The sequence below is a fragment of the Rummeliibacillus pycnus genome (assembly GCF_002884495.1).
In the GTDB taxonomy this organism is placed as follows: Bacteria; Bacillota; Bacilli; order Bacillales_A; family Planococcaceae; genus Rummeliibacillus; species Rummeliibacillus pycnus.
The window spans coordinates 3,140,131-3,165,681 of sequence record NZ_KZ614145.1 but is presented as its reverse complement, the minus strand read 5'-3'; the positions used below and the strand labels follow the sequence as shown (position 1 = coordinate 3,165,681).

At 34.8% G+C, this 25,551-nt stretch carries 26 protein-coding genes, 1 pseudogene and 1 other annotated feature; of the genes and pseudogenes, 4 read left to right on the top strand and 23 right to left on the bottom strand.

The genetic code is table 11. The features are described 5' to 3' along the window. Positions 1-18: 18 nt before the first annotated feature. On the bottom strand, positions 19-1,554 hold the full coding sequence (locus CEF14_RS15535) for a flotillin family protein (protein WP_102693661.1): 1,536 nt from the start codon (positions 1,552-1,554) through the stop codon (positions 19-21). Between the two features lie 73 nt (positions 1,555-1,627). Next, the gene (locus tag CEF14_RS15530; protein ID WP_407690477.1) at positions 1,628-2,155 is read right to left on the bottom strand and encodes a hypothetical protein; all 528 of its coding nucleotides are present in this window, start codon (positions 2,153-2,155) and stop codon (positions 1,628-1,630) included. 234 nt (positions 2,156-2,389) lie between these two features. Between CEF14_RS15530 and CEF14_RS15525 the strand changes: the two genes are divergently transcribed. Next, positions 2,390-3,010, top strand: a complete 621-nt coding sequence (locus CEF14_RS15525) for a DUF47 domain-containing protein (RefSeq protein WP_102693660.1) — start codon at positions 2,390-2,392, stop codon at positions 3,008-3,010. A 15-nt stretch (positions 3,011-3,025) separates the two neighbouring features. After that, positions 3,026-4,024, top strand: a complete 999-nt coding sequence (locus CEF14_RS15520; RefSeq protein ID WP_102693659.1) for an inorganic phosphate transporter — start codon at positions 3,026-3,028, stop codon at positions 4,022-4,024. A 66-nt stretch (positions 4,025-4,090) separates the two neighbouring features. On the opposite strand, the gene CEF14_RS15515 is transcribed toward CEF14_RS15520, so the two are convergent. The 6 genes from CEF14_RS15515 to CEF14_RS15490 form a co-directional block, all read right to left on the bottom strand. Further along, entirely contained in the window at positions 4,091-4,282 is a 192-nt protein-coding gene (locus CEF14_RS15515) for a hypothetical protein (RefSeq protein ID WP_102693658.1), read from the bottom strand. Positions 4,283-4,305: 23 nt separating this feature from the next. Then, on the bottom strand, positions 4,306-4,773 hold the full coding sequence (locus CEF14_RS15510) for a hypothetical protein (protein WP_102693657.1): 468 nt from the start codon (positions 4,771-4,773) through the stop codon (positions 4,306-4,308). Between the two features lie 172 nt (positions 4,774-4,945). After that, positions 4,946-5,569, bottom strand: coding sequence for an NUDIX hydrolase (locus tag CEF14_RS15505; protein WP_102693656.1), 624 nt, complete (start codon positions 5,567-5,569; stop codon positions 4,946-4,948). Positions 5,570-5,578: 9 nt separating this feature from the next. Beyond that, positions 5,579-6,658: an AI-2E family transporter gene (locus CEF14_RS15500; protein WP_102693655.1), complete on the bottom strand. Its 1,080-nt coding sequence runs from the start codon at positions 6,656-6,658 to the stop codon at positions 5,579-5,581. A gap of 166 nt (positions 6,659-6,824) precedes the next feature. Further along, on the bottom strand, positions 6,825-7,685 hold the full coding sequence (locus CEF14_RS15495) for an SAM hydrolase/SAM-dependent halogenase family protein (protein WP_102693654.1): 861 nt from the start codon (positions 7,683-7,685) through the stop codon (positions 6,825-6,827). 77 nt (positions 7,686-7,762) lie between these two features. Beyond that, positions 7,763-8,030: a binding site (T-box leader), on the bottom strand. Between the two features lie 62 nt (positions 8,031-8,092). Beyond that, positions 8,093-9,790 (bottom strand): M3 family oligoendopeptidase, encoded by a 1,698-nt coding sequence (locus CEF14_RS15490; RefSeq protein ID WP_102693653.1) that lies wholly within the window; start codon positions 9,788-9,790, stop codon positions 8,093-8,095. 215 nt (positions 9,791-10,005) lie between these two features. Here CEF14_RS15490 and CEF14_RS15485 point away from each other — a divergent pair, with 215 nt between their 5' ends. Continuing rightward, the gene (locus tag CEF14_RS15485) at positions 10,006-11,040 is read left to right on the top strand and encodes a YecA family protein (RefSeq protein WP_170061530.1); all 1,035 of its coding nucleotides are present in this window, start codon (positions 10,006-10,008) and stop codon (positions 11,038-11,040) included. A gap of 214 nt (positions 11,041-11,254) precedes the next feature. On the opposite strand, the gene CEF14_RS15480 is transcribed toward CEF14_RS15485, so the two are convergent. The 15 genes and pseudogenes from CEF14_RS15480 to CEF14_RS15415 all read right to left on the bottom strand — a co-directional run bounded on the left by CEF14_RS15480 (position 11,255) and on the right by CEF14_RS15415 (position 24,914). Further along, complete coding sequence (locus CEF14_RS15480) at positions 11,255-11,830, bottom strand: YdcF family protein (protein ID WP_245890188.1); 576 nt, start codon at positions 11,828-11,830, stop codon at positions 11,255-11,257. A gap of 362 nt (positions 11,831-12,192) precedes the next feature. After that, a complete protein-coding gene (locus tag CEF14_RS19095) occupies positions 12,193-12,348 on the bottom strand; it encodes a hypothetical protein (protein WP_170061529.1) in 156 nt (51 codons plus the stop codon). A 67-nt stretch (positions 12,349-12,415) separates the two neighbouring features. Further along, entirely contained in the window at positions 12,416-14,011 is a 1,596-nt protein-coding gene (locus CEF14_RS15475) for a methyl-accepting chemotaxis protein (protein ID WP_245890187.1), read from the bottom strand. 598 nt (positions 14,012-14,609) lie between these two features. Continuing rightward, on the bottom strand, positions 14,610-15,323 hold the full coding sequence (locus CEF14_RS15470; RefSeq protein WP_102693649.1) for a YebC/PmpR family DNA-binding transcriptional regulator: 714 nt from the start codon (positions 15,321-15,323) through the stop codon (positions 14,610-14,612). A 151-nt stretch (positions 15,324-15,474) separates the two neighbouring features. After that, a complete protein-coding gene (locus tag CEF14_RS15465) occupies positions 15,475-15,948 on the bottom strand; it encodes a low molecular weight protein-tyrosine-phosphatase (RefSeq protein WP_102693648.1) in 474 nt (157 codons plus the stop codon). 28 nt (positions 15,949-15,976) lie between these two features. Beyond that, positions 15,977-16,516: a signal peptidase I gene (gene lepB, locus CEF14_RS15460; RefSeq protein WP_102693647.1), complete on the bottom strand. Its 540-nt coding sequence runs from the start codon at positions 16,514-16,516 to the stop codon at positions 15,977-15,979. Between the two features lie 242 nt (positions 16,517-16,758). Continuing rightward, positions 16,759-17,034, bottom strand: a complete 276-nt coding sequence (locus CEF14_RS15455) for a helix-turn-helix domain-containing protein (protein WP_102693646.1) — start codon at positions 17,032-17,034, stop codon at positions 16,759-16,761. Positions 17,035-17,156: 122 nt separating this feature from the next. After that, a pseudogene (locus CEF14_RS15450) lies at positions 17,157-17,748 on the bottom strand (lysophospholipid acyltransferase family protein). Between the two features lie 406 nt (positions 17,749-18,154). After that, positions 18,155-18,349 carry a hypothetical protein gene (locus tag CEF14_RS15445; protein WP_102693645.1) on the bottom strand — a complete coding sequence of 65 codons (195 nt, stop codon included), beginning with the start codon at positions 18,347-18,349 and terminating at the stop codon, positions 18,155-18,157. A 79-nt stretch (positions 18,350-18,428) separates the two neighbouring features. Then, positions 18,429-19,310 carry a DUF7662 domain-containing protein gene (locus CEF14_RS15440; protein WP_102693644.1) on the bottom strand — a complete coding sequence of 294 codons (882 nt, stop codon included), beginning with the start codon at positions 19,308-19,310 and terminating at the stop codon, positions 18,429-18,431. Positions 19,311-19,564: 254 nt separating this feature from the next. Then, positions 19,565-20,569, bottom strand: a complete 1,005-nt coding sequence (locus tag CEF14_RS15435) for a GTPase (protein WP_102693643.1) — start codon at positions 20,567-20,569, stop codon at positions 19,565-19,567. Positions 20,570-20,636: 67 nt separating this feature from the next. After that, positions 20,637-21,689, bottom strand: coding sequence for a phosphotransferase family protein (locus tag CEF14_RS15430; protein WP_102693642.1), 1,053 nt, complete (start codon positions 21,687-21,689; stop codon positions 20,637-20,639). 13 nt (positions 21,690-21,702) lie between these two features. After that, on the bottom strand, positions 21,703-22,479 hold the full coding sequence (locus CEF14_RS15425; protein WP_102693641.1) for an SDR family oxidoreductase: 777 nt from the start codon (positions 22,477-22,479) through the stop codon (positions 21,703-21,705). Then, entirely contained in the window at positions 22,479-23,711 is a 1,233-nt protein-coding gene (locus CEF14_RS15420) for an acyl-CoA dehydrogenase family protein (protein WP_102693640.1), read from the bottom strand. The genes CEF14_RS15425 and CEF14_RS15420 overlap by 1 nt, the downstream gene beginning before the upstream one ends. A gap of 213 nt (positions 23,712-23,924) precedes the next feature. Further along, positions 23,925-24,914: an SEC-C metal-binding domain-containing protein gene (locus CEF14_RS15415; RefSeq protein ID WP_102693639.1), complete on the bottom strand. Its 990-nt coding sequence runs from the start codon at positions 24,912-24,914 to the stop codon at positions 23,925-23,927. A gap of 137 nt (positions 24,915-25,051) precedes the next feature. Here CEF14_RS15415 and CEF14_RS15410 point away from each other — a divergent pair, with 137 nt between their 5' ends. Next, entirely contained in the window at positions 25,052-25,525 is a 474-nt protein-coding gene (locus tag CEF14_RS15410; protein ID WP_102693638.1) for a VanZ family protein, read from the top strand. Positions 25,526-25,551 lie beyond the last annotated feature (26 nt).

Here is a 25,551-nt window from a genome sequence, read left to right as displayed (position 1 = left end):
GAGCAATCTTTTGATTCATTAATCTTCTGTTGTAGCGGCAGTAGATGCACTATTTGTCTTCTGTACGCCATCCGCCAAACGCTCAATACTTGGGCGAATTGTATATTTACCAGAATAATTTTCTAGCATTTCTTTCATATCGATACCTGATGAAGCTTTTAATGTTTCTTGTAAAGTTGCCATTAAATCTGTTGCATAACCTGTTACTTTATTGGCTCCACCATTTTCACCGCTACCAGTATCAACAACTGTAATCTTATCGATATTAGATAATGGACTAGCTACTTGTTTTGCATATTCAGGCATCATTCGGATAATCATATCTAATACAGCCGCTTGCCCAAACTGTTCAAAGGCCTCTGCAATCTTGCGTTTTGCTTCTGCTTCTGCTAAACCTTTTAAACGAATAATTTCAGCTTCTGTCTCCCCTTGTGCTTTCTCAGAATCAGCTTTTGCCAAACCATCTAAGCGAATTTTCTCTGCTTCTGCTTTAGCTTTTGCTTCGATACGATATTTCTCTGCATCTGCTTGCGCTAGTTGTTTCATCTTTTCAGCTGCTGCATTTTGTTCAATTGCATAACGATCTGCATCTGCTTTTTTCTTAACTTCTGAATCATATTGTTTCTCTCGACGTAAAATCTCTTTTTCTTCTAACTCAATTTGCTTTTGACGTTCAATAATTCGAATCTGCATTTCTTGCTCAGTGACTTCTTGTTTTGAACGTGCAGTTTCCAACTCATAAGCTTGGTCAGCACGTGCCTTCGCAATATCTTGCTCTCTGCGGTATTCAGCGACTTTCAATTGATTTTCTTTTTCTGCTTCAGCAATTTCAGTAGCACGTTCAAGCTCTGCTTTTTGGGCTTCTTTATCGGCTTCTGCACGCTTAATACGGGTTTCTTTTTCTGCTTCTGCTGTAGCAATATCCGCATCGCGTTTAACTTGTGCGATTCTTGGCTTTCCTAGTGAATCTAGGTATCCATTTTTATCTCGTACATCTTTTATGGTAAAGGATACAATGGTTAAGCCCATCTTTGCTAAATCTTGTGATGCAACACGTTGAACTTCTTGTGAGAATTTATCGCGGTTTTTATAAATTTCTTCTACAGTCATTGATCCTAAAATAGAGCGTAAATGACCTTCTAATACTTCTCTTGCCTCGTTTTCACGTTCTTCTTTTGGTTTCCCTAAAAACTGCTCAGCTGCTGTTGCAATTTCTCCTATAGAACCACCAATTTTGATAATCGCGATCCCATCTGCCATTACAGGTACACCTTGTTCTGTATAAACTTCCGGTGTTGTAACTTCTAATTTACTGGAAAGTAAGCTTAAAGGCTCTGCTTGTTGGAATACCGGTAATACAAAAGTACCCCCACCACGAATGATTTTAATACGATTCCCCGATTCATCCGTATGTACATTTTTTGATCCTAGGTAACTACCTGTTACGATTAATGCTTCATCTGGACCCGCAGTACGATATTTTGTAACATAAACTCCAATAATCGCTAACAAAATGACAACTACAATGGCACCGACAATCAATAATGGAAACATTTCAAAATTCCTCCTTCTTAAGTTATGACTCTTAACTATATGTTTTTAGCTTTATTTCATTAAAAACCTCTTATTAAAATAACGGCTCATACTCCCTAACATATAAAGTTCCCTTTACTACTTCTACGATGAGCACCTTTGAATCATAAGGTATGGCCACGTTATCATAGCTTGTTGCACGTTTTGAGATAATGCCATTGACTGTCTCAACTACTACTTCACCAAAACCGTCGACAGGAATAGGCACAATTACCTTACCTACTTGACCGCCTAATGATTCTTCAGTATAAACCATTGAGACTTCGGCTGACTTTAACGGAATTAAGATAAAAAAATAAACTAAAACATCTAATACTATTGCAATAACTCCAGAAATAATACCGATCAAAATGCTGTTCAGCGATGTCAATGTTTCGAAGATAAACCCTAGTGCCACAAAAAAAGTTAAGAAAGCCAAAATAACAGTTGGATTAAAAAATGGAATTCCTTCGCTAACCCCATCTGCAATATCACCAAAAAATAAATATAGAATCATACAAATTGCTAAAAATATTAATGAATATAAATACCACTGTTCAATGGACCAAGAATTTATGTCGATCATCTTCACCCCCTTGATGATTACTTTTTTCTTTCAATAGGTAATACGGATGCCTAATTGAAAAGTTTCATTTTTTTCTGATTATTTTCTTGGAAAATATGCACATCCTATGTTACGGGAATGTAAATTTTGATGGAATTCGTGTAATTTTCGTATTGATTTATCAAACAATTTGTTATGATTATAGTTGCGTTCAAAATAAGATTAAATTGATTTATATATAGGAGGCTTTATATGTTTAGCTCAAAAAAAGAGGATCCTTTCTTCTCTGCTTTGTTGAAGATTGCTCAAAATGTAAAAGAGGCAACTCATTACGCTGATGATTTTAAAATTACAGGCGTTGCAGACCTGAAAGAGCTTAGCGTAACACTTAAGAAATATGAAACTGATGGAGATTCGTTAATTCATGATCTAATCCAAAAGTTAAATAAATCATTTATGACACCAATCGAACGTGAAGATATTTTAGAATTAGCTGTACGTATGGACGATGTCTTAGATGGCATCGAAGGCTGTATCGCGCACTTCGAAATGTTCTCACTTACTGAAGTTGATGACTATATGAGAGATTTTCTAAAATATATTGTACTAAGTACAGATCAAATCGCTACTGCTATGGAACATCTAACAAACAAAAAATTAATTAATATGCGTGAACATGCTATTCTCATTAAGGATTATGAACGTAAGTGTGATGAAGTATTACGTACTTCTATAAAACAATTATTCTTACATGAAAAAGACCCTATCCGCATTATCCAATTTAAAGATATTTACGAACAACTTGAAGAAGTTGCTGACTATTGTCAAAATGTTGCCAATTCGATGGATACTATCATAATGCGTAATGCGTAGGAGCTGTAGAAACACATGAATACTATAATAATTTTAACCGTTCTTGTTGTTACATTCGCGCTAGTATTTGACTTCATAAACGGTTTTCATGATACTGCAAATGCCATTGCTACAACTGTTTCAACTCGTGCACTTTCACCTCGTGTAGCAGTAATTTTAGCTGCATCAATGAACTTTATCGGTGCGATCACATTTACTGGTGTTGCCAAAGCACTGGCAAAAGATATTGTTGACCCATTTGCTTTAAGCAATGGTACGTATATTATTTTAGCAGCATTATTATCAGCAATAATATGGAACTTACTAACTTGGTACCTTGGGATTCCATCTAGTTCATCGCATGCTATCATTGGTTCATTAGCTGGCGCTGCAATTGCTGCAGCTGGTTTTCATGCCATTAACTTTGGTGGTTTTATCAAAATTATTAAAGGCTTAATCTTTTCGCCATTTATTGCTATCATCATCGGTTTCTTGATGATGTCTTTATTTAAAGTATTATTTAAAAACTTAAATTTGTACCGTTCCAATAAAGGATTCCGTAAAGTACAGATTTTCACAGCTGCTCTACAATCTTTTTCACACGGTACAAATGATGCACAAAAGTCTATGGGGATTATTACGATGGCTTTAATCGCTGCAGGTTTCCAAACTGGAGATGCTGTTCCAATGTGGGTACGTGTAGCTTGTGCAGCTGCGATGGGGATAGGTACTTCAGTTGGTGGCTATAAAATCATCAAAACCGTGGGTGGCAAGATCATGAAAATCCGCCCTGTCAATGGAGTCGCAGCTGACTTATCATCTGCTTTAATCATCTACGGCGCTACTAGCCTACATTTACCAGTCTCAACAACTCATGTTATTTCTTCTGCTATTATGGGTGTAGGTGCTGCCCAAAATGCTAAAGGTGTTCACTGGGGCGTTGCTCGTAGAATCGTCATTACTTGGATTATTACATTGCCTACTGCAGCACTACTAGGGGCATTAATCTTCTCCATTTTTAATTTATTTATATAATAAAACAATATGCTGAAAATCTGTCCCCAGCTGACAGATTTTTTTATTGTCCCATAAAAAAAGATTCTATCGGATTAGCGTAGAATCTCTTTTTTTGATCTCAAATTCGTTCTGTGTCACACTAAGCGTCAAACTTAATGATTTCTGATTTGGTTGATGTGGGTTATTTTTGTAAAAGGCTAAAATTGATAAATAAATTAGAATCACGCAAACAAGAGCAATACCAACGACAATCAATGTCGCCTTCTTTCCTGACATCTTCTTCCCTCTCTCACCTAAAGTTATTTGTTAGATGGTTTAAATCCTTCTTCAAGAAGATAATTTTCAGCATCATCTCGTGTACCAAAACTTTCTTCTAAATTAAAGCCATGATAAATATTCCAGTAAGGTGCATCATTGACTAGAAGTAATTGGTCACCTGTGCGATTACGCCAAATTTGCTCAATTTTCACTTCCTCAACAGGCTCATCTACTTCTGATAAATACATAATAGAATCTTCAATTACCTCACGTAATTCTTGTTCTGAGAAATCACGAATATTAACTAGACCTCTATCGTCAGCGTTGTAACGAAGTAAATCTCCAACATAGACAAAACCATTGCCATTCGGATGTAATTTTTCAACAACAATTTTTTTATCATATTGGCTACCTTCAAAATGGTAATTTAAACGATTCATTGATATTTCTTTGCGAGTTAGTTCTGGAAAACTTTCAATGATTTTTTGCTTTTGTTCAAATGTTAACATAGTATACTCCTTTGTCCTTTACAGTCTATTTAAGTATAGCATTTTTCTCCTATCTTAAGCGCTTCTAACTTGCGTTGAACAGTACTGTTAGGATTTCATGAATGCAAGCTCATATAACAGAACCTAATTAAAAAGAACGAAGTAGGCTGTGTAATCTTCACAGCCTATTTCGTTATTGGAATCTGTCTTTCAATAAACTCATTAATTTAGTCATATAGAAATCGTTATAACGGACAAAATGCTCTGGTTTTGCCATTAAATTTAGACTTTTCTTCTCTCCATTTACAAGTACTTCAAAGCCTTCAATATGTAATTGAACTGTATTACCAGCGATAAAGTTCATCACATCCATCATTTTTGCACGTACAATTCCAGCTACTTCTTCCAACTGAAGATGGAAATTCTCAAACTGTTCAGATTTGACAACTAAATATACATGCGCAAATTCACGATCGAACATTGGAGGCTGTTCAATAACTGTTGGAATAATTGCTAATTTCTCTAAATCTCTAGTTGAGATTGGTAAGCCTAATTCTTCCCTCAATTCTCTAATACCATCACCCGGTACTTCTGATGCCAATAAATGCCCTGCTGCTGTAATATCGAAAAGGGATGGATAATCTTTTTTAGAAGCACTTCTTAGCTGAAAATACATATAATATTCCCCAGCTATTTCACTAATCAGCCAACAATGAAAGGTTTCGTGCCATATTCCTTTAGCATGAATTTCTGCTCTAGTTGCAACACCTGTCCGGTGGTGTTGATCATCAAAAGTTTTTAAAATCTCACTTTCCAAGTGTTTCACCTACACATTCTTGGTTGCTGTTGATCGAATTTCCTTCCAGTGTTCATAGATATTCTTTACAACAACTTTACCTACTGCATACAAAGGTACTCCTAGTAAAATCCCTACAAATCCAGCAATATTACCAGCTGCTAAAATAATGGTGATCACCGTTAATGGATGGATATCTAATGTTTTTCCCATGACATTTGGCGTGATAAAATTACTATCTATTTGTTGAGCTACAAGCGTTACAACACATACCCATACTGCTTGCATTGGATCATGTAATAGTCCCACAATAACAGCAGGAACAAGCGCAATCCATGGCCCTATGAAAGGCACCATATTCATAAAGAAAGCAAAGAGAGCTAGTAATAGTGCATACTCAAGCCCAATAATTTTAAATCCTATAAAAATAATAATCGCTAGTATTAAGCTAATCAATAATTGACCTTGTATATAGCTGCGTAACACGTCATCGATTTCTTTTAATGTTTTCTTAACCCACTGACGACGTGACCCTGAAAACAAATTATAAATAGTTGGGGCAAATTTTTCGTGATCTTTTAACATGTAGATAAAGAAAAATGGTACAAGAATTAAAACAAATGCACCAGAAACGATTCCTGAGATAAGTTGTACTAAAAATTTACTTGTAAATACTGCATAATCTTGAATTGAACTCGTTACTTTATTGATCGTATCATTTAGTTGATCAGGGAAATTTTCGCGATTCTTCAGAATATAGTCGATCATATCAGAAAGCTCTTTTGCTAAAGTCGGAGTGGTTTTAACTAGATTATTAATTTGATCGTTTATAGGTGGTACAACAATTGCTATAAATGCATAGACAACCAAGCATAGTAAAACAATGATAGATAATATGCTTGCCCAACGTGGAAATTTCCTTTTTTCCAAGAAACGTTGAATTGGCTCAGTTACATAATACAAAATACCGCCTGCTAATAGTGGGATGAATATAGCACTTAAAATAACGACAATTGGATAAAAGAGGGCTTTAATCTCCAGGAAATACTTCAAGATTAGTAATGCTAGAAGTATTCCAACACCCACTTGGAACCATAGTTTTTTTGTCAATTACTTCACTTCCTTCATATATTTTACCTAAGTATTATTTTTATACTTCAAGTATACGCTATACGGTGAAAAACTGGAAATAGGCACTCAAAAAAAGATTTGACCAAGCTATATTTTGGTCAAATCTTTGAGATTTCGTCGCTTATTTAATAGATAGATTAACTAACTAAATATAGATAATTTTCGGTGCTTTGCGGATTGATACTTCCCAATTAGTACCTGTACCCACGTGATATGCTTCTGCAAAAGAACCTTGGTTAATGGCAATACCAATATTGTCTAACGAATTAATATATAGAAGGGGCTCGCCTATCCTTAAATCGGCAAAAGAATGACCATATGTCATGATACTTTGGTAAATTTTACGATGATCTGTACTAATAGTTACTTCGAAAGCATCTCCGTAGTTTTTTGCTATGCGCTTAAATTGACTACGACGGACATTTGTCCACAGATTTCCAAAAGGTTTATCTACAATATCAATGATTCCTGTAATGACGCCTTCTTCTATTGTGGATTCTTTTAAAGGAAGTTCTACTATATCTGAAACTTTTAAAGACGGTCCAACTTGTTCATATGTTATTACTCCTGAAGCTAGGCGCGCTCCTGTATAGGCAAAAATATCTCGACCATGAAATGTATGTGATTCACCTGAATTCGGAAGACGATTAATGGTTTCATCGATTTCTCGAATTTCTGCAATGCCATAATAACGTTTGACATGTGTCAATGTTCCGTTATCAGGCGTTACAATATATTGGTCATTTACAGTTTTGACAACAACAGCTTTACGATCCGATCCAACACCAGGGTCTACTACAGAAACAAAAACGGTACCTTCTGGCCAATATTGCACGGTTTGTAATAGACGATAGCTTCCTTCCCAAATACTAAACTGTGGAATTTGATGTGTTATATCATATATCTTCAATTCAGGATTTACACTATGTGCTACTCCATACATTGCACTAACTGCTCCATCACTTATGCCAAAATCAGATTGAAATACTAGTAAACCTTTTGCCATTTGAAACATCTCCTCATTGAATATATTGCCTAGGACTGTTACTAATAAAAAATCCCGTCCCTTACAACCAAATGATTGTAAAGGACGAGATGTATTCTCGTGTTACCACCTTTATTCACTACTTATTCGCACAAGTAGCCTCTATCAGTGCAGAAAATTAAATGCTTCCTAGACTGTGATATAGATAACGGGTATCAAGTCCCGCCGCATCCTACTAATGCCAATGCATGTTCAAAACGGAGCTCAGAGGCCATTTTTCAAATGATGAATTTCTACTTCTTTTCAGCTACCGAAGCTCTCTTTTAGAAATACGTTCATTTTACTTTTTCTCATCATCGCTTTTATTATTTACAAGTATTAATTTAAAGGTAATGATCCAAGTTGTCAATAAATAGACTGAAAATTAATTATAATTTGTCATCTTCAACAGCATCTAAGTATCTTTTAATTGCACCCATTACGGATTCAACACATCCATCTTTAAAAGGTGAAACAAGGTTAGCTTCTGCCACAAGCTTTGTGAAAGACATTTTACCACCTAGTTGACAAAGATGAATATAATCCTTCCATGCTTCCTCATGATTTTCACGTGACTTTTTCCAGAATTGGAAAGCGCAAACTTGTGCTAATGTATAATCAATATAATAAAATGGACTATTGTAGATATGAGCTTGTCGTTGCCAGAAACCACCTTGTTCTAAATACTCTATTCCATCATAATCACGGTGTGGTAGATAAATTTGTTCGATTTTTTTCCACGCTGCTTTACGTTCTTGTGGGGTCATTTCTGGATTTTCATATACAACATGTTGGAATTCGTCAACTGCTACTCCATATGGTAAGAATAATAGTGCTTCACTTAAATGAGCGAATTTATATTTTTCAGTGTCTTCTTTGAAGAATAGTTCCATCCATGGCCATGTGAAAAATTCCATACTCATTGAATGAATTTCACACGATTCATATGTTGGCCAAATATATTCTGGAATACCAATATTACGGCTTGTATATACTTGGAATGCGTGCCCCGCTTCATGTGTTAATACATCGATATCACCAGAAGTACCATTAAAGTTTGAGAAAATAAATGGAGAACCGTAATCATCAATAAATGTACAATAGCCCCCACCTTCTTTTCCTTTTTTCGCAACAAGATCCATTAAGTCTCGTTCAATCATAAAGTTAAAGAATTCTGCTGTTTCAGGTGATAATTCTTCGTACATTTTTTTACCATTTTCCACAATCCATTCAGGCGTTCCTTTTGGTGTCGCATTACCACTTAGGAATTTTAAACCTTCATCGTGAAATTTTAACTTATCCACACCTATACGTTTTGCTTGGCGTTCACGTAATTCTGTCGCATATGGGACAACAACATCACGAATTTGATCACGGTAATTTTTGACCATTTCTGCATTGTAATCGATTCGATTCATCAATACATAGCCAAGTTCCACGAAATTTTTATATCCTAGTGTAACAGCCATTTTATGGCGTACTTTCACGAGTTCATCGTAAATACGATCAAAATCTTCTTCATGTTCTTTAAAAAATCCGAAACGAGCTTCTGTTGCTGCTTTACGAACATGACGATCTGTTGATTCTGTATAAGGTCCTAATTGAGCCAGGGTTAACTCTTTACCATCAAAAGAAATTTGAGCTGAAGCGACGAGTTTAGAATACTCAGAGCTAAGTTTATTTTCTTTTTGCATGAGAGCCATAATTTCCGGTGAAAAACCTTTAATTTGATTTTCGGCTAAATCAAATAATTGAGCGCCCCATTTTTCTTCTAACTCTTTACGGAATGGAGATGCTAATAGCGCTTTATAATATTCTGTCGAAAGCTCTTCCATTTCTGGTGTCTTTTCATCTAAATAATCTCGCTCTTTTTGATAAAATTCGTCATTTGTATCAATAGAAGCTCGAATATAGACTAGGTTATATTGAGTTGAAAAATCATTACGAAAAGCATTAATTTTCTCAATTACTTCGCTTTGTTCGTGAACTGATTTTGCATGATTAAAATCTTTTAATAGTTGATGAAAGTATTCTTTTCCTGCTGCTAAATCTGGACGTTTGTATTCATAGTCCTTAAATGTAACCATCTTCAATCCCCTTTACTTTACATTTTTCGAATTCCGAAGTATTTTCTTCTATTATTTATTATATTCTGAAACATTGCAACTAATGATGTCAAAAAAACGCTAATTTTTGGTAATTTATCACCCATTTCGAAATAGAACGATTAAAACACTTATTTTTTTGCTGAAATTGTGCTAACCTATTTTCATGCCCAATTTTTAAAGAGAGGTGCTTTACATTGGTAGGTCGTAACGATCCTTGTCCATGTGGCAGTGGCAAAAAATACAAAAAGTGTCATGGTAAAAACGCTTTAGGCGATATTACTACACTTGTAAGCGAAGAAATCGATCGTATTGTGGAAGGTTTTGTAAAAGAATCATTCCATACTGCAAGTTATCATGAGTTAGAAAAAAGAAATCATCTTTGGAAAGATTCATTACAACAAGCATTTACAGATAAATTAATAGATACAATTGCAATGGAAACATACATTTATATTGATAGCCCTGAACTGTGGCAAAATTATATAAATAAACAATTGACTGTTCAAAATCGACAACAAGTAAAAGACATTCTTCAATCTTGGTTGAAACCGGTTTATATGCTTGCCAAAGTTGATTCTCAAAGTCCGGAAGTAATTGCATTAACAGATATCGTCACAAACAAAAGCTATGTTATGAATGGTTCACCAGCAAAAACATTCTCAGGTAGCTGGTTGTTTGGTATCTTCATGCCTGATGCTCGTAAAGGTGAAAATGGACTAACAGCAACGAGCAGTGTTGTTTTCATTCCAGATGAGAAGGAAAATATTGTGCAAGCATTACGCGCAAAACTGCAAAATGGCTATACAGATTCCTTAGACCTTTATAAAACATTTATCCAAACTGTATCAACAGATACTGCTACCCCTAAAGAAGCAGATAAGTCAGAAGATACAAAGGTAGAGAGTGAAGTTGCAGTTACAGTAGAAGATTCTGTAGAACTTGCTCCATTTACGGTTGAAGTACTAGAACTTGTTTCAAAATATACAAACGAATACAATCTTGACGCTTCTGAATATATTGAAACTCTTACTAGCTTCCTAGAAAACGCATCCGTGAAAGCGAAAAAAGCAGAAACAGTTGCTGCCGGTGCTGTTTTAGCTGGACAAGCAAACGGCAATATTCCAGAAGGCGGCGTATCAAAAGTCAAGGATGTAGCAGCATACTTCGAAGTATCTGCATCATCAATTTCTAAATATCGTGATCAAATCAGTGAATTTCTCGCAAAATAATAATGCCACATAAAAAACCATCTAGTTAGGCACTAGATGGTTTTTTTATTTTTTGGCTTTATACATAGCTTCACTATAGGAAAACTTCGCAGAGGAACCAACAAGCTCCTCGTGCGCCTAACCTCTGTTTGTTAAGAAATAAGAGGAAGAACTTGAAGTTTAGTTTCTCCAATATCTTTTAGTATGATGTCATAATTTTATGTGTTCCAATTTGTCATTTTCCTGTAATAGCTGATTTTAAAAGTGCGAAACGTTCTCGAAATCTTACTTTTGCTTCAATACTTTTAGGTGTTTTTGCTGCTATTACGTCACATTTTAGATGCAGTTCTTCCGCAAGCATTTTCGCACGTGCTAAATGGTAGTCGCTTGATACGATTGTTATCCCCTTTAAATCGCTCCCAATTATTCTCTTAGTATTTAATAAGTTTTCATAAGTGGATGTTGACCGATCCTCAACAATAATTCTAGACTCAGGGAAGCCTCTATCTATTAAGTATTGCTTCATAACTGAGGCTTCCGTTTCATCTTCATCAGGTCCTTGACCACCCGAAACAATAATATGGATATTTGGATATTGCTTAACATAAGTAAGCGCTGCATCTAAACGAAATGCTAATGCTTTAGAAGGTATTGCCCCTCTCTTCACTTTAGCTCCTAATACGATGACATACTTATATTTGCCATTTGCCTTTGGTTTTTCACCGTTAATTAACCATTTTGTCGTAATGCCCCAAAAGAGTAATATTGGTATACAAATTATTAGTAAGATGAACATCTTCTTTTTTCTCACCTCAGCATCATCCTCTTGTTGAATATTATAGCAACTCTACTTGAACTCTTTTCCCATAATAATTTTATGGGTACCACTTTTACGAATATACATCTTAATATTATCAAAACCTACTTTGATATTTAATATAAGCATAGTCCTTCGATAATTACGCCCAATTGTACAGATCTTCTTATAGCCTTGCTCAAAAACTAATTGATTTTGTAAAATCAAAACTTTGAAACTATATCTTGACCACGGTATTCTGCACTAACAACCACCTGACCAGCTGTAAAAACTGCATCCTCTTTCTCACATCCTAATTTAACCCCCACAACTTTATGGTTATCTAAAGCAATACAACATAGTAAATTCGGTTTTTCTTACATTTCTTTTATAGTAAAGTCAGATTGATCAAAAACTTCTTTATGAAGCTTCTGGATATCTTTAATACACTCTTTATTTGGTAAACCTTCTACATAAATTAACTTTGCAATTTTCCCTCTCTTTTTATTAATCAAACGAATTTTCTTCTGCAATAATTAACATAACTATAAAAGCCACTGAAACAGCCATTTGTTTCAGCGGCTCTATAAATAGTATAAATTATTTCAATTGGTAATTGCTAACAATATTCATCAAACCCTCAGCCGTTTTTGCAAGCTCATCTGCACTTCTTGTTACCTCATGCATCGAACTATTCGTTTGTTCAATAGATGCTGAAGTTTGTTGTATTCCAGCTGCAGATTCTTCTGAAAGTGTAGCTGTATCCTCAACTAGTTTCTTCATCATTTCACTATCTACTAGTATTTGATCTAGTCTATCAGAGATATTTTTTATACGGCCATTTACTTGTGAAACAGACCGATTAATCATCTTTAATGTTTCATCAGTTGTTTGAATTTTAGTTGTTCCTTTTTCTACTTCTTCATAACCTTTGACAAGTGATTCTACGACAGAACCTGTTTCGTGCTGAATATTAGAGACAATATTTGTAATATCCAAAACAGAACTTGACACTTGTTCAGCTAGTTTACGTACTTCATCAGCAACAACTGCAAATCCTTTGCCATGCTCACCTGCTCTTGCTGCTTCAATTGCCGCATTTAATGCAAGGAGATTTGTTTGTTCTGAAATTTCCTGAATGACTAAAACTAATTTTGAAATCTCTTTTGATTGGTCATATAAATGATGCACTTTGTCTACAGAGTTTTTTACAATCGTATCAATTGACTTCATTTGACTAATAGAAGAATCCATTAGTTGACTACCTTTATCGGCCATTTCTAATGCAGTCTCCGAATTATGATGAATATCTTGTCCATTATGCGCTACACTGATAATTTGATTTGTAAATTGGTCCATTTTATTTGACATATTAGCAGCATTATTTGCTTGTGACTCAGCACTACTCGCTAAGTCATTCATCGTTACTGCAATTTGATCAGAACCTTCTGATACTTCATTAGCTGATTGGTTTAACTCTTCACTATGAGCGCTTAATATTTCGGCGTCTGATTTTATTTTTTTCATCAGGAAGGATAATTTGTTTAATACATCATTTGACGATTGCATTAACCTTGATGTTTCATCTCGTAAATTTGTTGAAAGTGGTTCTACTGTTAAATTACCATTAGCAATTTCGTCTAGTTGTGTCATTACTCGATTGATTGGTTTAATAATAGTTGCTGCCGTAAATAGAGCAATTATATTACATACAATTAAGATCACCAGTGATACGATTATTGTCACTTTTAATAATTGAGAACCTGTGTCTATTACAGCATTGCTATTATGTAAAACTTGAGTTTCTCGATGATTAGCAATCTCTGAATAACCACTCATTAAGTCGCGCGCAAGTGTTTGTGCTTTACCATTTAAAAAAGTTTTTGCTTGTTCATGATTGCCTATATCATATGTAGCAAAGACATCGTTAACAATAATTTCTTCCCATTCCTTACTTTTATCTACCAATTCTTTTGCTTTTTTTGAATTTGTTTTTGATATTATTTGTTCTTCAATTATTTTACTTTTCTTTGAATAGCTATTGAATTGGTTTTTATAATTTTGTTCACCAGTTAATACATAGCCACGTGCTAATGCTATTCGTTCTGCGATATTAAAGGACATTTTTTCATCGTTTACTAATAACGGAAGATCTTGTTTCGCAATGTCATTCATACTAGAATTTACAGTTCTCATTGCATAGATATTATAAATTCCTAAACAAATGTTTAGGAACAGCACAGAAACAAAGCCTAATAATATCTTAGTTCTCAAAGATTTGAAATTTAATAATCGTTTTTTCAAATTAAATACCCCTTTAATTAAGTTACATAAAATGTATATAACTAAGACTATAAGTAATAATATGCATTATAAATATCAGTTTAATATTACTATTTTGAATTTAAAACGGCAATAAAAATATGAAAATAAAGACCTAAAAAATTGACAAAAAACGATTACTTTTAATTTATATAGAAATTCCTATTTGAACAATAAAACATCAAAACTGTAGTCTATTCATTCATTACATAAAAGTGAAACTTCCATCAGTGGAATTCTCTATCCCCACTAATGGTTAATTGAAGCAATTGAGCTTCTTTCTTACTACTGGTTAAGCGATAAAATGACAAAAGGTATCGAGCGTATTCATTTCCTCTCGGTACCTTTTGTCCACAATTTAAAAGACTGCCTTTATGGCAGTCTTTTAATTAGTAAAGTATATTTATATAGCTTAATCTATATTTAAGATTAGTGAACTTTGGTTCTTATCCAATCTTGTCCTTACTAGTCATTATAGATCAACATTATGATAAACGTGTTGTACATCTTCTAGATCGTCTAATAGATCAATTAAGCGTTCAAATTTTTCAAGGTCTTCGCCTTCAAGTGTAACTTCAGTTTGAGGAAGCATTGTTAACTCTGCAACACCAAATTCAGTAATACCTTGTTCTTTTAATGCTTCTTGTACTGCATTAAATTGAGCTGGTTCAGCATAGATGATAGTTGATTCGCCTTCTTCGAAAACGTCGCGAACATCTACATCAGCTTCGATTAATATTTCTAAAACTTCATCCGCAGATTTGCCTTCTAAAGCAAAAACTGCAGTAGCATCGAACATGTATGATACTGCACCACTGACACCCATGTTACCGCCGTTTTTACCAAAAGTTGCACGTACATCTGCTGCTGTACGGTTTACGTTATTTGATAATGCATCCACGATAATCATTGAGCCATTTGGTCCGAAACCTTCATAACGTAATTCATCGAAGTTTTCTTCGCCGCCGCCTTTAGCTTTATCGATTGCACGATCAATAATATGTTTTGGTACACTATATGTTTTTGCGCGTTCTAAAACAACTTTTAATGCCCCATTAGATTCTGGATCTGGTTCACCTTGTTTAGCGGCTACATAAATTTCACGGCCAAATTTAGCATAGATACGAGCAGTACCTTGGTCTTTTGCAGCTTTTTTTTCTTTAATATTATTCCACTTACGTCCCATTGGATTCACTCTCTTTCAATGTATTCTATATATTAATTATTCGTGGGCTCACAGAAGATACCCACACGGGATCAGCTAATAATTTACTGTAGTATTATACACTATATTCCTAATAAATTGTATATAGGCTAAAAGTAAAAGAAGCCTCTCATTAAGAGTGGCTTCTAATATCAGCTTCAATTTTTTGCAATAAGGCTTTGCAACCTTCTAAGCATAGTTGGTATGTTTCTTCAAAGTCGCCTGTATAATACGGATCTGGTACGTCCCTTTGATCCTGTATCAAATCAAGTAAACGGAACACCTTTAAACTTTCTTTTTTCCCTAACATGGGTAATGCATTTTTGATATTACTACTATCCATACAAACAATATAATCGAACCGATCATAATCTTCCTTTTTAATCTGGCGACTAACCATTCCTTCAGTAGTAATATTATGTTCAGCGAGCTTTTGAGCAGTCCCATGATGCGGACATTCCCCAATATGCCAATCACCAGTACCAGCTGAGTCAATGTCAAACTGCTCAGACTTTCCTTGTTTCTCAACTAAATGGCGGAAAATAGCCTCAGCCATTGGAGAGCGACAAATATTTCCTAAGCAAACAAATAACACGCCTATTTTCATAACAACGCTCCTCTATTGATGTCATGCATTAGAATTTAAATGGGTAGAATTGAAATTTCACTTCTCCAGTAACTGCAGATTTTTTGATAAATCCATACTCACGACTATCGCTACTATTTTGGCGATTATCTCCTAATACAAAGTAACAATCTTTAGGTACCTTGTCTTTACCGGTTACTTCTTTCAATGTGAAATCTTCAGTGAAATGATCGCCCATTTTTTCATATTCACTAATACCTTTTTTCAGATATGGTTCATTGTAATGTTTGCCATTAATATATAACTTATCGTTTTTTACTTTTATTGTATCGCCTGGTAGACCGATTACACGTTTAATATAGTGGTCATCTTCAACCGGTGATTCAAACACAATTATATCAAAACGGTCAATATGACTTGTTTTACTGATAATAATCTTATTGTTATTTTGATAGGTTGGCTCCATTGACTCACCTTTAACTGTTACTGGTGAGAACAAAAACTGTCTACATAAAACAGCAATAACAACTGCAATTAGAATTGGCCATACCCATGATAATACTTCTTTACTCAAACTTCTTTTTTCCATTTTATATCACCCTCTAATTTGTGGCTTCGCTTTAATAGCTATTCAATATTATGCCATCCTTAGACGAGTTCTGTCATTGAATATTTACTAAATGAATAGAAATTGATTCCAATTTCTCTAAATCATAAGATGTAAAGTGCAGAAATTGCACCATCAACAATTTGAACTCAAACTAAAAAAGGCACCTATTAGTCTAAATATTACCAATAGACACCTCATTATATCCACAGTTATGTATTTGGCTATTCTTTCAGAGCTTCTAAATGTTTCTCTGTAATACCCAAAACCTCATACACTTTCTGTAGAGTCGTTTCTCTAACTTTACTATCACCACGTTCAATGCGGCTGACAGTTTTTTGTGTAACATTTGCACGTTCTGCCAATTCTGATTGCGTTAGTCCTACTGACATTCGTTGTTTAAAAATAATTTGGCTGCGTTTTTCAGCCATCATTTCTAAAGGCGATTTCTCTTGTTTCACATTATGATCTTCTTGTTCGAATAAATCTACAGTAACCATCTAACCACCCCTTAAAAGAAATTGTGTTCTACAGTATTCTTTTATCTAGTTACCTTTCAAGATACTGAATCCAGAAGAAGTAATAATGAACTAAACTTCACTTTCAAACTCTAAAGTTAGTTTTAGAGTCGTTCTCGTGAAATCTTCTCTTCTAGTTGCTCTTTTAAAGTAACTAATTGCTTCTCCAAGTAATGTGTAAATTCTTCTCTACCATCTTTTCCTCTTGCAGTGACATAGAAAGGCTCCCCATAGATTAAGTAACCTTTTTTACGAGCAAAAACCTCTTTTGGCTTATTTGGTCCTATGTATGCAGCTGGAATAATTGGTGCTTTTGAAAGCTGAGCAATCGCAATAGCACCTTGTTTTAAAGACATGCCCTGTGCATTACGTGTACCACTAGGAAAAATCCCTACAACTTCTCCTTCTTTTATCAATTTCATAGGTACCTTAACAACGCTTTGCCCTGGATTTTCACGATCAACTGGAAAAGCGTTCATCTTTGTTATAAACCAGCAAAGTAGTTTATTATCAAAGAGTTGTTGTTTAGCCATAAAATGAATTGGTTTCGGGTAAATAGAAACACCAAGATTCAAAATATCAATCTAACCTGTGTGTACAAGCTATTAAATAACCACCCTCTGTTGGTATATTCTGCTTGTTATAAACCTTTACCTTATTAAAAAGGCCTAAAAACTTAACAACAAATAATCCTATAAATCTTTACAAATTACTTCTCCTAACAAATAAGAAATATAGGCAAACCTTCTTGTTCACCATATTTCTCCACATGCATGACGTAAATCCTAATCTCTTTAATCGTTAATTTATATAATGAACCATTTCCTATTTCCCTTACCTTATATTGTAAACGAAATTTTCAAAATGTGTACCCACTGCACAAAATTTATAGAAAATAATTTGTTTTTTCAAACATTTTAAGTTAGAAAAGTGAAAAGCATATAGATTCGAGCATCAACTATTAATTAAACAGATAAAAAGCAGAAGATTTTATGAGAAAAAATAATAAATCACCCATCTTGTGTGCGCTGGAGGTGGAATCAAAAAAATATACAGATAATATTTGAGTAATCAGCATAAATAGACAGCTAATTTTAGTTTTTTATGACTTGTTAGTTTTTCGATCTGATTTAGCAAGAAAAATCATTAAAGCGATTAAACTAATTAGATTTAAAAACGTACCACCAATTAGCAGGACCCATTGTATATTAGATGGTATATCCTTTGTCACTGCAAAAGTAATACTAAGAGAGCCTATAGCAATCAAAACGATATAAAGTGGTAACCCTTTAAACAATGTGCCTCGCCTCTTTTCTATAGATTTTGAATCTAATGAGATCGTATCACTTGTTGTGCGATTCTTCTAGAAAATATTCTTATGCATGTAATGAATACCTAGCCGCAATTACTTTAGGCAAAAAGATTAGCTGGATTCTACCAAGATATTGCTTATAATTTTTTTCTATAACATTAAAAGCAAGTTCTTCCGTAACAAAATAATATTGAATCGTGGCATTTGTATCGTTTAATAAACGACAATCCTGTAAAAACATGCTCCGTTGGCTAGGAGCAAAATCAGCTGTTAAGGTGTGTGGCGATGTTTTTAATATAGCTGCAATTTTCTCTCCTGTTGCTATCTGATCTTCATATAAAAATGTATAAGCATCTTGTTGTTTGATGTTAGTATTTTTGGGGTCTAAAAGGTGCTTTTCCAGAAGAAAATCATACATTAACTGCTTTGCTAGATAATTTACATCTTGTTCAATTCCAACAAATAGCCGACGCCATTCACAAAATACTCTAAATTGAGATACAATTGTTTCTTCGGTAAAATGCCGATGATTGTTTTCTAAAAAAAATTGTTGGACAGCATCCATTTTCATCATAATTTTTTGGAAGGACTCAAGATCTTTATATATAGCATTTTGTATCGGCTCTGATTTTGGAACAATTGATTCTCTCATCACTTTATTCTTCTTTTTTGTTAATATTTCCTTCGATACTTTTAAAAATTCAACACAATGACCAAACTGGACAAGATCTACTCGAAATCCCGCCTCAAGCCAAGCTGCTGCTTGTACATATGTTCCACTTCGAGTATTGCCCCACCATGCTTGATATTTATACGCAGATTTAGGTAATTTAGCTTGTAAAATTCCCTCAATCTCCTCAAATGTAAGTACAACATGTCTCTCTTGTTGCTTTGATAGGTATTCATATAAAGGAAAATACTTTCCTTGTAAGGTATGTCTAGCCATCTCAATTACTCCTTCATGTCGGAAATTCTAGGTTAATATATTCTAACATAATTGTACTAAAAATTCTAAATATTCTTTTATCAGAATATACCGAACAGCTAATTGATTGGCTCATTAATCCTTCTACGTTTTATGCAAAGAATCTGATACAATCATTTTCATTTTCAATATCAATAACAAAATAATCATTTTTTAAAATAAAAAACGTATACATTTCTGCATACGTTTTTCTTTGATAGTTCCATTGTATTAGCTTATTTCTTTTTCTGTTCCTTTAAAAACAGATCATATAGAGGTTTTAGTGCCTTTGCATCCAGTTCAATATCGTGCTCATAAGCATATTTTACAGCATAGCCAAGCGAAACTGTCATTGCTCCTGCCACACTAGCACCAGCAACTGTGCCAGCTGCTGGTACAAACTTGACTATTTGCCGAAAAATCGTTTTCCCGACATTTCCCACAACTGTAGCAATAACCATTTCTTTTGCTCTGTCTTTTGATACAGGCTTATCATAAAGTGTTGATAATTTAACCATTAACCCTACTTGTAAAGTTGTTAGCGGAATAAAATCTGCCCCTGGAATAGGCACTGCTCCGATAGCCGCTGCAGAAGCGCCCGCTGCAAGAATCCATTTCTTTGCGATCGCTGATTTATCCGCCATATGCTTGGCCATCAGTACTTCCTTTTTTTTGCTTTCTAACAGCTCCAAAATCTTATTTTGTAGCATCTCCATATTTTCACCTGTACGTGATGAAATAGGTGTTACTGGATAAGCATAATTAGTATGGTCTTGTATATATTTCACAAGACTCGGTATATCATCAGCTGCATCAATTTTGTTAAGTACAATAATGATGTCTTTGTTTACTTCACTAATTTTCTTTAAAGAAGCTAACTCTGAATCTGATAAGACCGTACCAGCTGCATTTAAAAAGAATAAAATTATATCAGCTTGCTGATAAAAATTCTTTGTTACTGCAGAATTCTCGGCTTTTATATCATCAAGGCCAGGGGTATCCACAAATATGATCTTATCCTGATAACTATATTTTTTAATCTGTTGTGTTTCTCCTGGTTTTGCCCCAACAAGTGCTACTTCATTATCCATCAATCGGTTGATGGTTGATGATTTTCCTGCATTCACATCACCAATCATTGCGATTAGAATTTCTTTTTCAAGTTGATCATTTACTTCTTTCGATTTTTCAGCAAAAATTCGATCAAATTCCTGGTCGGTAAATGGTTTAAATTCGTTCATAAAAACACCCCTATCACATACAGTTCTTATACTTAAACTATATGATTTGATAAAGGATTGCAATTTTTTACTTTTTCGTACATTTTAATGCTTGTAATATTAATACTTTGGCAAATTCCCCCATATGCGTAAATCGTTTATCCTTTGTTTGTCCTTGATGATAGCGATAATAAATTTGTTGACAAATAACAGCAAGTTTAAAATATGCAAATGTTAAATAATATTGAATATCTGATACATCTCGACCGCTTTTCTCTGCATAGCGATCAATAAACTGTTGTCTAGTATAAAATCCTTCCTGTACAGTTATTGGTGGCTCTCCTAGTCCATACAGCATCATTTTGGGATCATCTGGATGCATCCAATAACTCAAGGCAGCCCCCAAATCTGCTAGAGGATCCCCAACTGTCGTCATTTCCCAATCAAAAAGCCCTACCATCTTTTGATAATCTTCAGAGAACATCGCATTATTCAGCTTATAGTCATAATGAATAATGGTAGATTCAGTGGATTTAGGTAACTGTTCTATTAGCCATTTTGTAAGTTCAGTTACTTCTTTTATATCCTCTGTTTTTGCTTTTTCATAACGACCTATCCAGCCATTTACTTGGCGCTCCATAAAGCCTTCTGGTTTCACAATATCGATTAATGCAGTTTTTCTATAATCGATTGCATGCAGTTCCACAAGTTGATCTACCATAATTTCTGATAATTGTTGTGCCTTTTTCACACGGTCGATTGTACCTTCAGGAAAAGCTGTATCCAAAACAATACCATGCCTTCTTTCCATTACGAAGAAAGGACTACCAACAATCGATTCATCTGCAGAAAAAACAAGTGGCTTAGGACATGCAGGAAACACTTGATGAATAGATTTTAATACCTGAAACTCTCTTTCCATATCATGAGCTTTTGCTGCAACAGGACCTAAAGGGGGCCTTCTAAGAACCGCTTCCCAAGATCCAATTGTCAGTGCATATGTTAAATTTGAATGACCTGCTCCAAATTGACGAATATTAAGCGTTCCTGATGGTAAATCGTCTATAGTTTGCTCCAAAAATTGAAAAAGTTTGATAATATCTAATTCTTCTCCCTCACGAACTGTAATTGTATCAGACAAAGTAATCCCCCTCTTAAATAACAGCCGTCATACCACCATCAACGCGTATGACATCTCCTGTCACATAATCTGAAGCTTTTGATGCCAAGAATAACGCAACACCTTTTAAATCTTCTTCTGAACCCAGTCGTGCTAATGGAGTTGCTTGCATAATATACTCGCGACCCCTCTCAATAACTACCTCTGACATTTTTGTCGGGAAAAACCCTGGAGCAATTGCATTCACATGAATATTATATTGACCCCATTTTGCTGCTAAATCTTGCGTTAATGTAATCACAGCACCTTTACTTGCGTTATATCCAACTGTGTCCAAAAATTGAGGATGAGTACCACCTAGCCCTGCAACAGATGCGATATTAATAATTTTGCCTGATTGTTGTTTAATCATTTGACGTCCAACTGCTTGACTCATCAAAAACGTCCCTGTTAAATTTACATCAATTACTTTTTGCCAAGCTTCAAGAGGCATTTCAATAGCTGGTGTTCCCCAAGTTGCTCCACTGTTATTGACTAAAATATCAATACGGCCAAATTTTTCGATTACTGTATTGACTAATCGATTAACATCTTCTTGCTTCGTTACATCACAAGCTACTCCTATTGCTTGTATGCCTAATTTCGTAAGCTCTTGTGCCACTTCCTCACAAGTTTCTACTTTACGAGAGCATAACACAACATTTGCACCTGCTTCTGCAAAACCTTTTGCAATTTGAACACCTAAACCACGTCCACCACCAGTAACAATTGCCGTTTTCCCATGTAAGCTAAACAAGTCTAAAACTGCCATTATACTCGCTCCTTTACTTTCGGTTGATGCTTCTTGAGCTCCATTTTTGCAATTTGATTACGATGAACTTCATCAGGCCCATCAGCTAACCGTAGTGTACGTGAGTTCGCCCATTGTGCAGCTAATGTAAAATCTGAACTGACACCTGCAGCTCCAAAAGCTTGAATGGCTCGATCAATTACACGTAATGCCATATTTGGCGCAGTGACTTTTATCATAGCGATCTCGGCTTTTGCCCCTTTATTGCCAACAGTGTCCATCATATAAGCTGCTTTTAGTGTTAATAGACGTGCTTGTTCAATGTCAATACGTGATTCCGCAATACGTTCCCGAATAACCCCTTGCTCACTTAAAGTACGATGGAAGGCTGTGCGTTCTTGTACACGAATACACATCTCCTGCAATGCACGCTCTGCAGCACCTATTAATCGCATGCAGTGATGAATTCTACCTGGACCAAGACGCCCTTGTGCAATAGCAAACCCTTTCCCTTCACCCCACAAAATATTTTCAACTGGTACGCGTACGTTTGTAAATGTTACTTCTGCATGTCCTTCTGGTGCATGGTCATAACCAAATACAGATAACATGCGTTCCACTTTAACCCCTGGCGTATCCATGGGAACTAGTATCATCGATTGTTGTTCATGAATAGGTGCGGTTGTCCCCTTATGCTTTCCCATGAAAATAGCTACTTTACAACGTGGATCACCGCCACCGGTTGTCCACCATTTACGCCCGTTTATAATATATTCATCACCATCTCGCTCAATACTCGCTTCAATATTGGTCGCATCACTTGAAGCAACTGCTGGTTCAGTCATGGCAAAGCAGGAACGAATTTCTCCCCTTAGAAGTGGCTCTAACCATTTTTTCTTTTGTTGTTCTGTTCCATAGCGAACTAATACTTCCATATTCCCTGTATCAGGTGCATTACAGTTGAATATTTCCGGAGCAATTAATGACCGTCCCATAATTTCACAAAGAGGTGCATATTCTAAATTTGTTAGCCCTGCACCATACTCACTATCTGGTAAAAATAAATTCCATAACCCCTGCTCTTGAGCCTTTTTCTTTAGTTCTTCCATAATTGGTGGAATAGACGCAAAGCCATTTTCTTGTTGTTGCAATTGAGAAGCATATATTGCTTCATTCGGATAAACATACTCCTCCATAAATGCTATTAACTTTTCCTGAAGTGCAACCACTTTGTTTGAATACGAAAAATCCATTTTCTTCTCCCCCTTTATCTGATAATCCCCTCTTATCAGTAATGAATCAACAAAAAATGAATGAACGTTCATTCTTTATGATATATTTTAAGAGACCAGAAAACAAGTGGCTATTTTAGTAATTTTTTTAAAAATTGAGAACTATGGTGTTTTAAAGCAGAAAAAATAACCTGTTTTAAAATATATAATTCATTTTAAAACAGGTTATTAGATTTATGCTTTTTCTGCGTAATATTCTTTTAATTCATTATAGTATTTGTTTAATGAGGAAGTCGAAACGCCAAATTCTTCCGCTAATTCTTTAACTGTTATTTCAACTGGTTCAAAAAGACCTGCTTCTCCACCAAATCGAATGGCGCCAGCTGCAATTGCCACAGCTTTCCTTGCTTTAGGTTGACGTTCTACAACATAATCTTCGACAACATCTAATACAGTTTTATATTCACGACCGCGGGTTTCTAAAAAATGAAGAACTTGTAAAAATACATCTGCTTCGAAATCGGTAAATTCTCCTCCTTCAAAACCATGTTCACCAAGTTTTTCCCAGAAGCTTAAAGAATGTTTTTTCCAAAATGCTTCTTCATCAAGCTGATCTTGTCCTTTAAAGTCAGCTGTTACCTGTCCGAATACCTCTTGATGATCTTTCGGGAAGAAAATCATACTTGATACAGCAAGGTAATGATTTTCCTTATTTGACCCATCAGGTAATATGAAGCAAAATACATGGACATCTACAGGAATTGGCTTTTCACCTTCACGACGTAAATGGAGCATCTCATTTGTTAAGATATTTTGGACTTTCATATATTTCTCTTCAACATCGATTACCTTAGCTACCATCATTGTTGGATGATCCCATGTTTCAAGTACAGCTAATGTAGAAGGGCGCACTATTTCCTTTTTGTTTTTTTGTAAATACCCTTTCCAAATATCTGTTCTCTCATGGAAAAAGAAGGAATCCAATACGATTGCTTCAATCATATCTTCCACTAAATATTGTCCAATAGCTTTGTGCCATCTATCTGCAAATTCACTAAAATCTTTATAATCTTTTCGTAAAGGATAGACATCATAGAAAGTCTGCAAAACTCTTTCTAGTTCTTCCGAATAAACTTCTTCAACTGTTACAGCTTCTTTTAAAGCACAACATTTTTTGTACTTTTTACCACTACCACATGGACATGGATCATTACGTCCTGGCATTTTAACACGTCCTTTATTCTATTAAGTGCTGTTTTAGCATATCATTTTTTCTAGATTATCTAAAGTTCTCCTTAAAAAAGCATTAAAACTATATGAAGACCTATGAAAAATACATATAAGTGTGGTACGTTTTTAATATGAAAAAATATATTCCAATTCTCATTTTAATGTTGGCTATTTTTATCTCATCTAGTCAAATTTATGAGCAGCAAACAATCATACCAACATTACAGAATTATCTTCCAAACGAACCCCTAAAGCCACTATTATCATTACTGCATTTTCATTATTACGGTATGGAAATTTCTGTGGAATCCAGAGGTTATTATTATTTCTTGGAATTTTTATTTAGAAAGTTGGCTCATTTTTGTACATTTGGAGCTGTTGGATTAGCCGTTTATTTTGCTTTACCACGTCTAAAGCATCGAGTGATTATTTCTGCAGTTATAACATTCATTTTCGCATCAGCTGATGAAATACATCAATATTTCACATCTGGTCGTACAGCTTCTTTTCAGGATGTTTTGTTAGATACGACGGGTGCTATTACATTTTTGATTATTTTCATATGTATAAATTTGCTCATAAAAAGAAAGTCCACAAAAGATTAAACTTTTGTGGATTTTTTGGATTATTT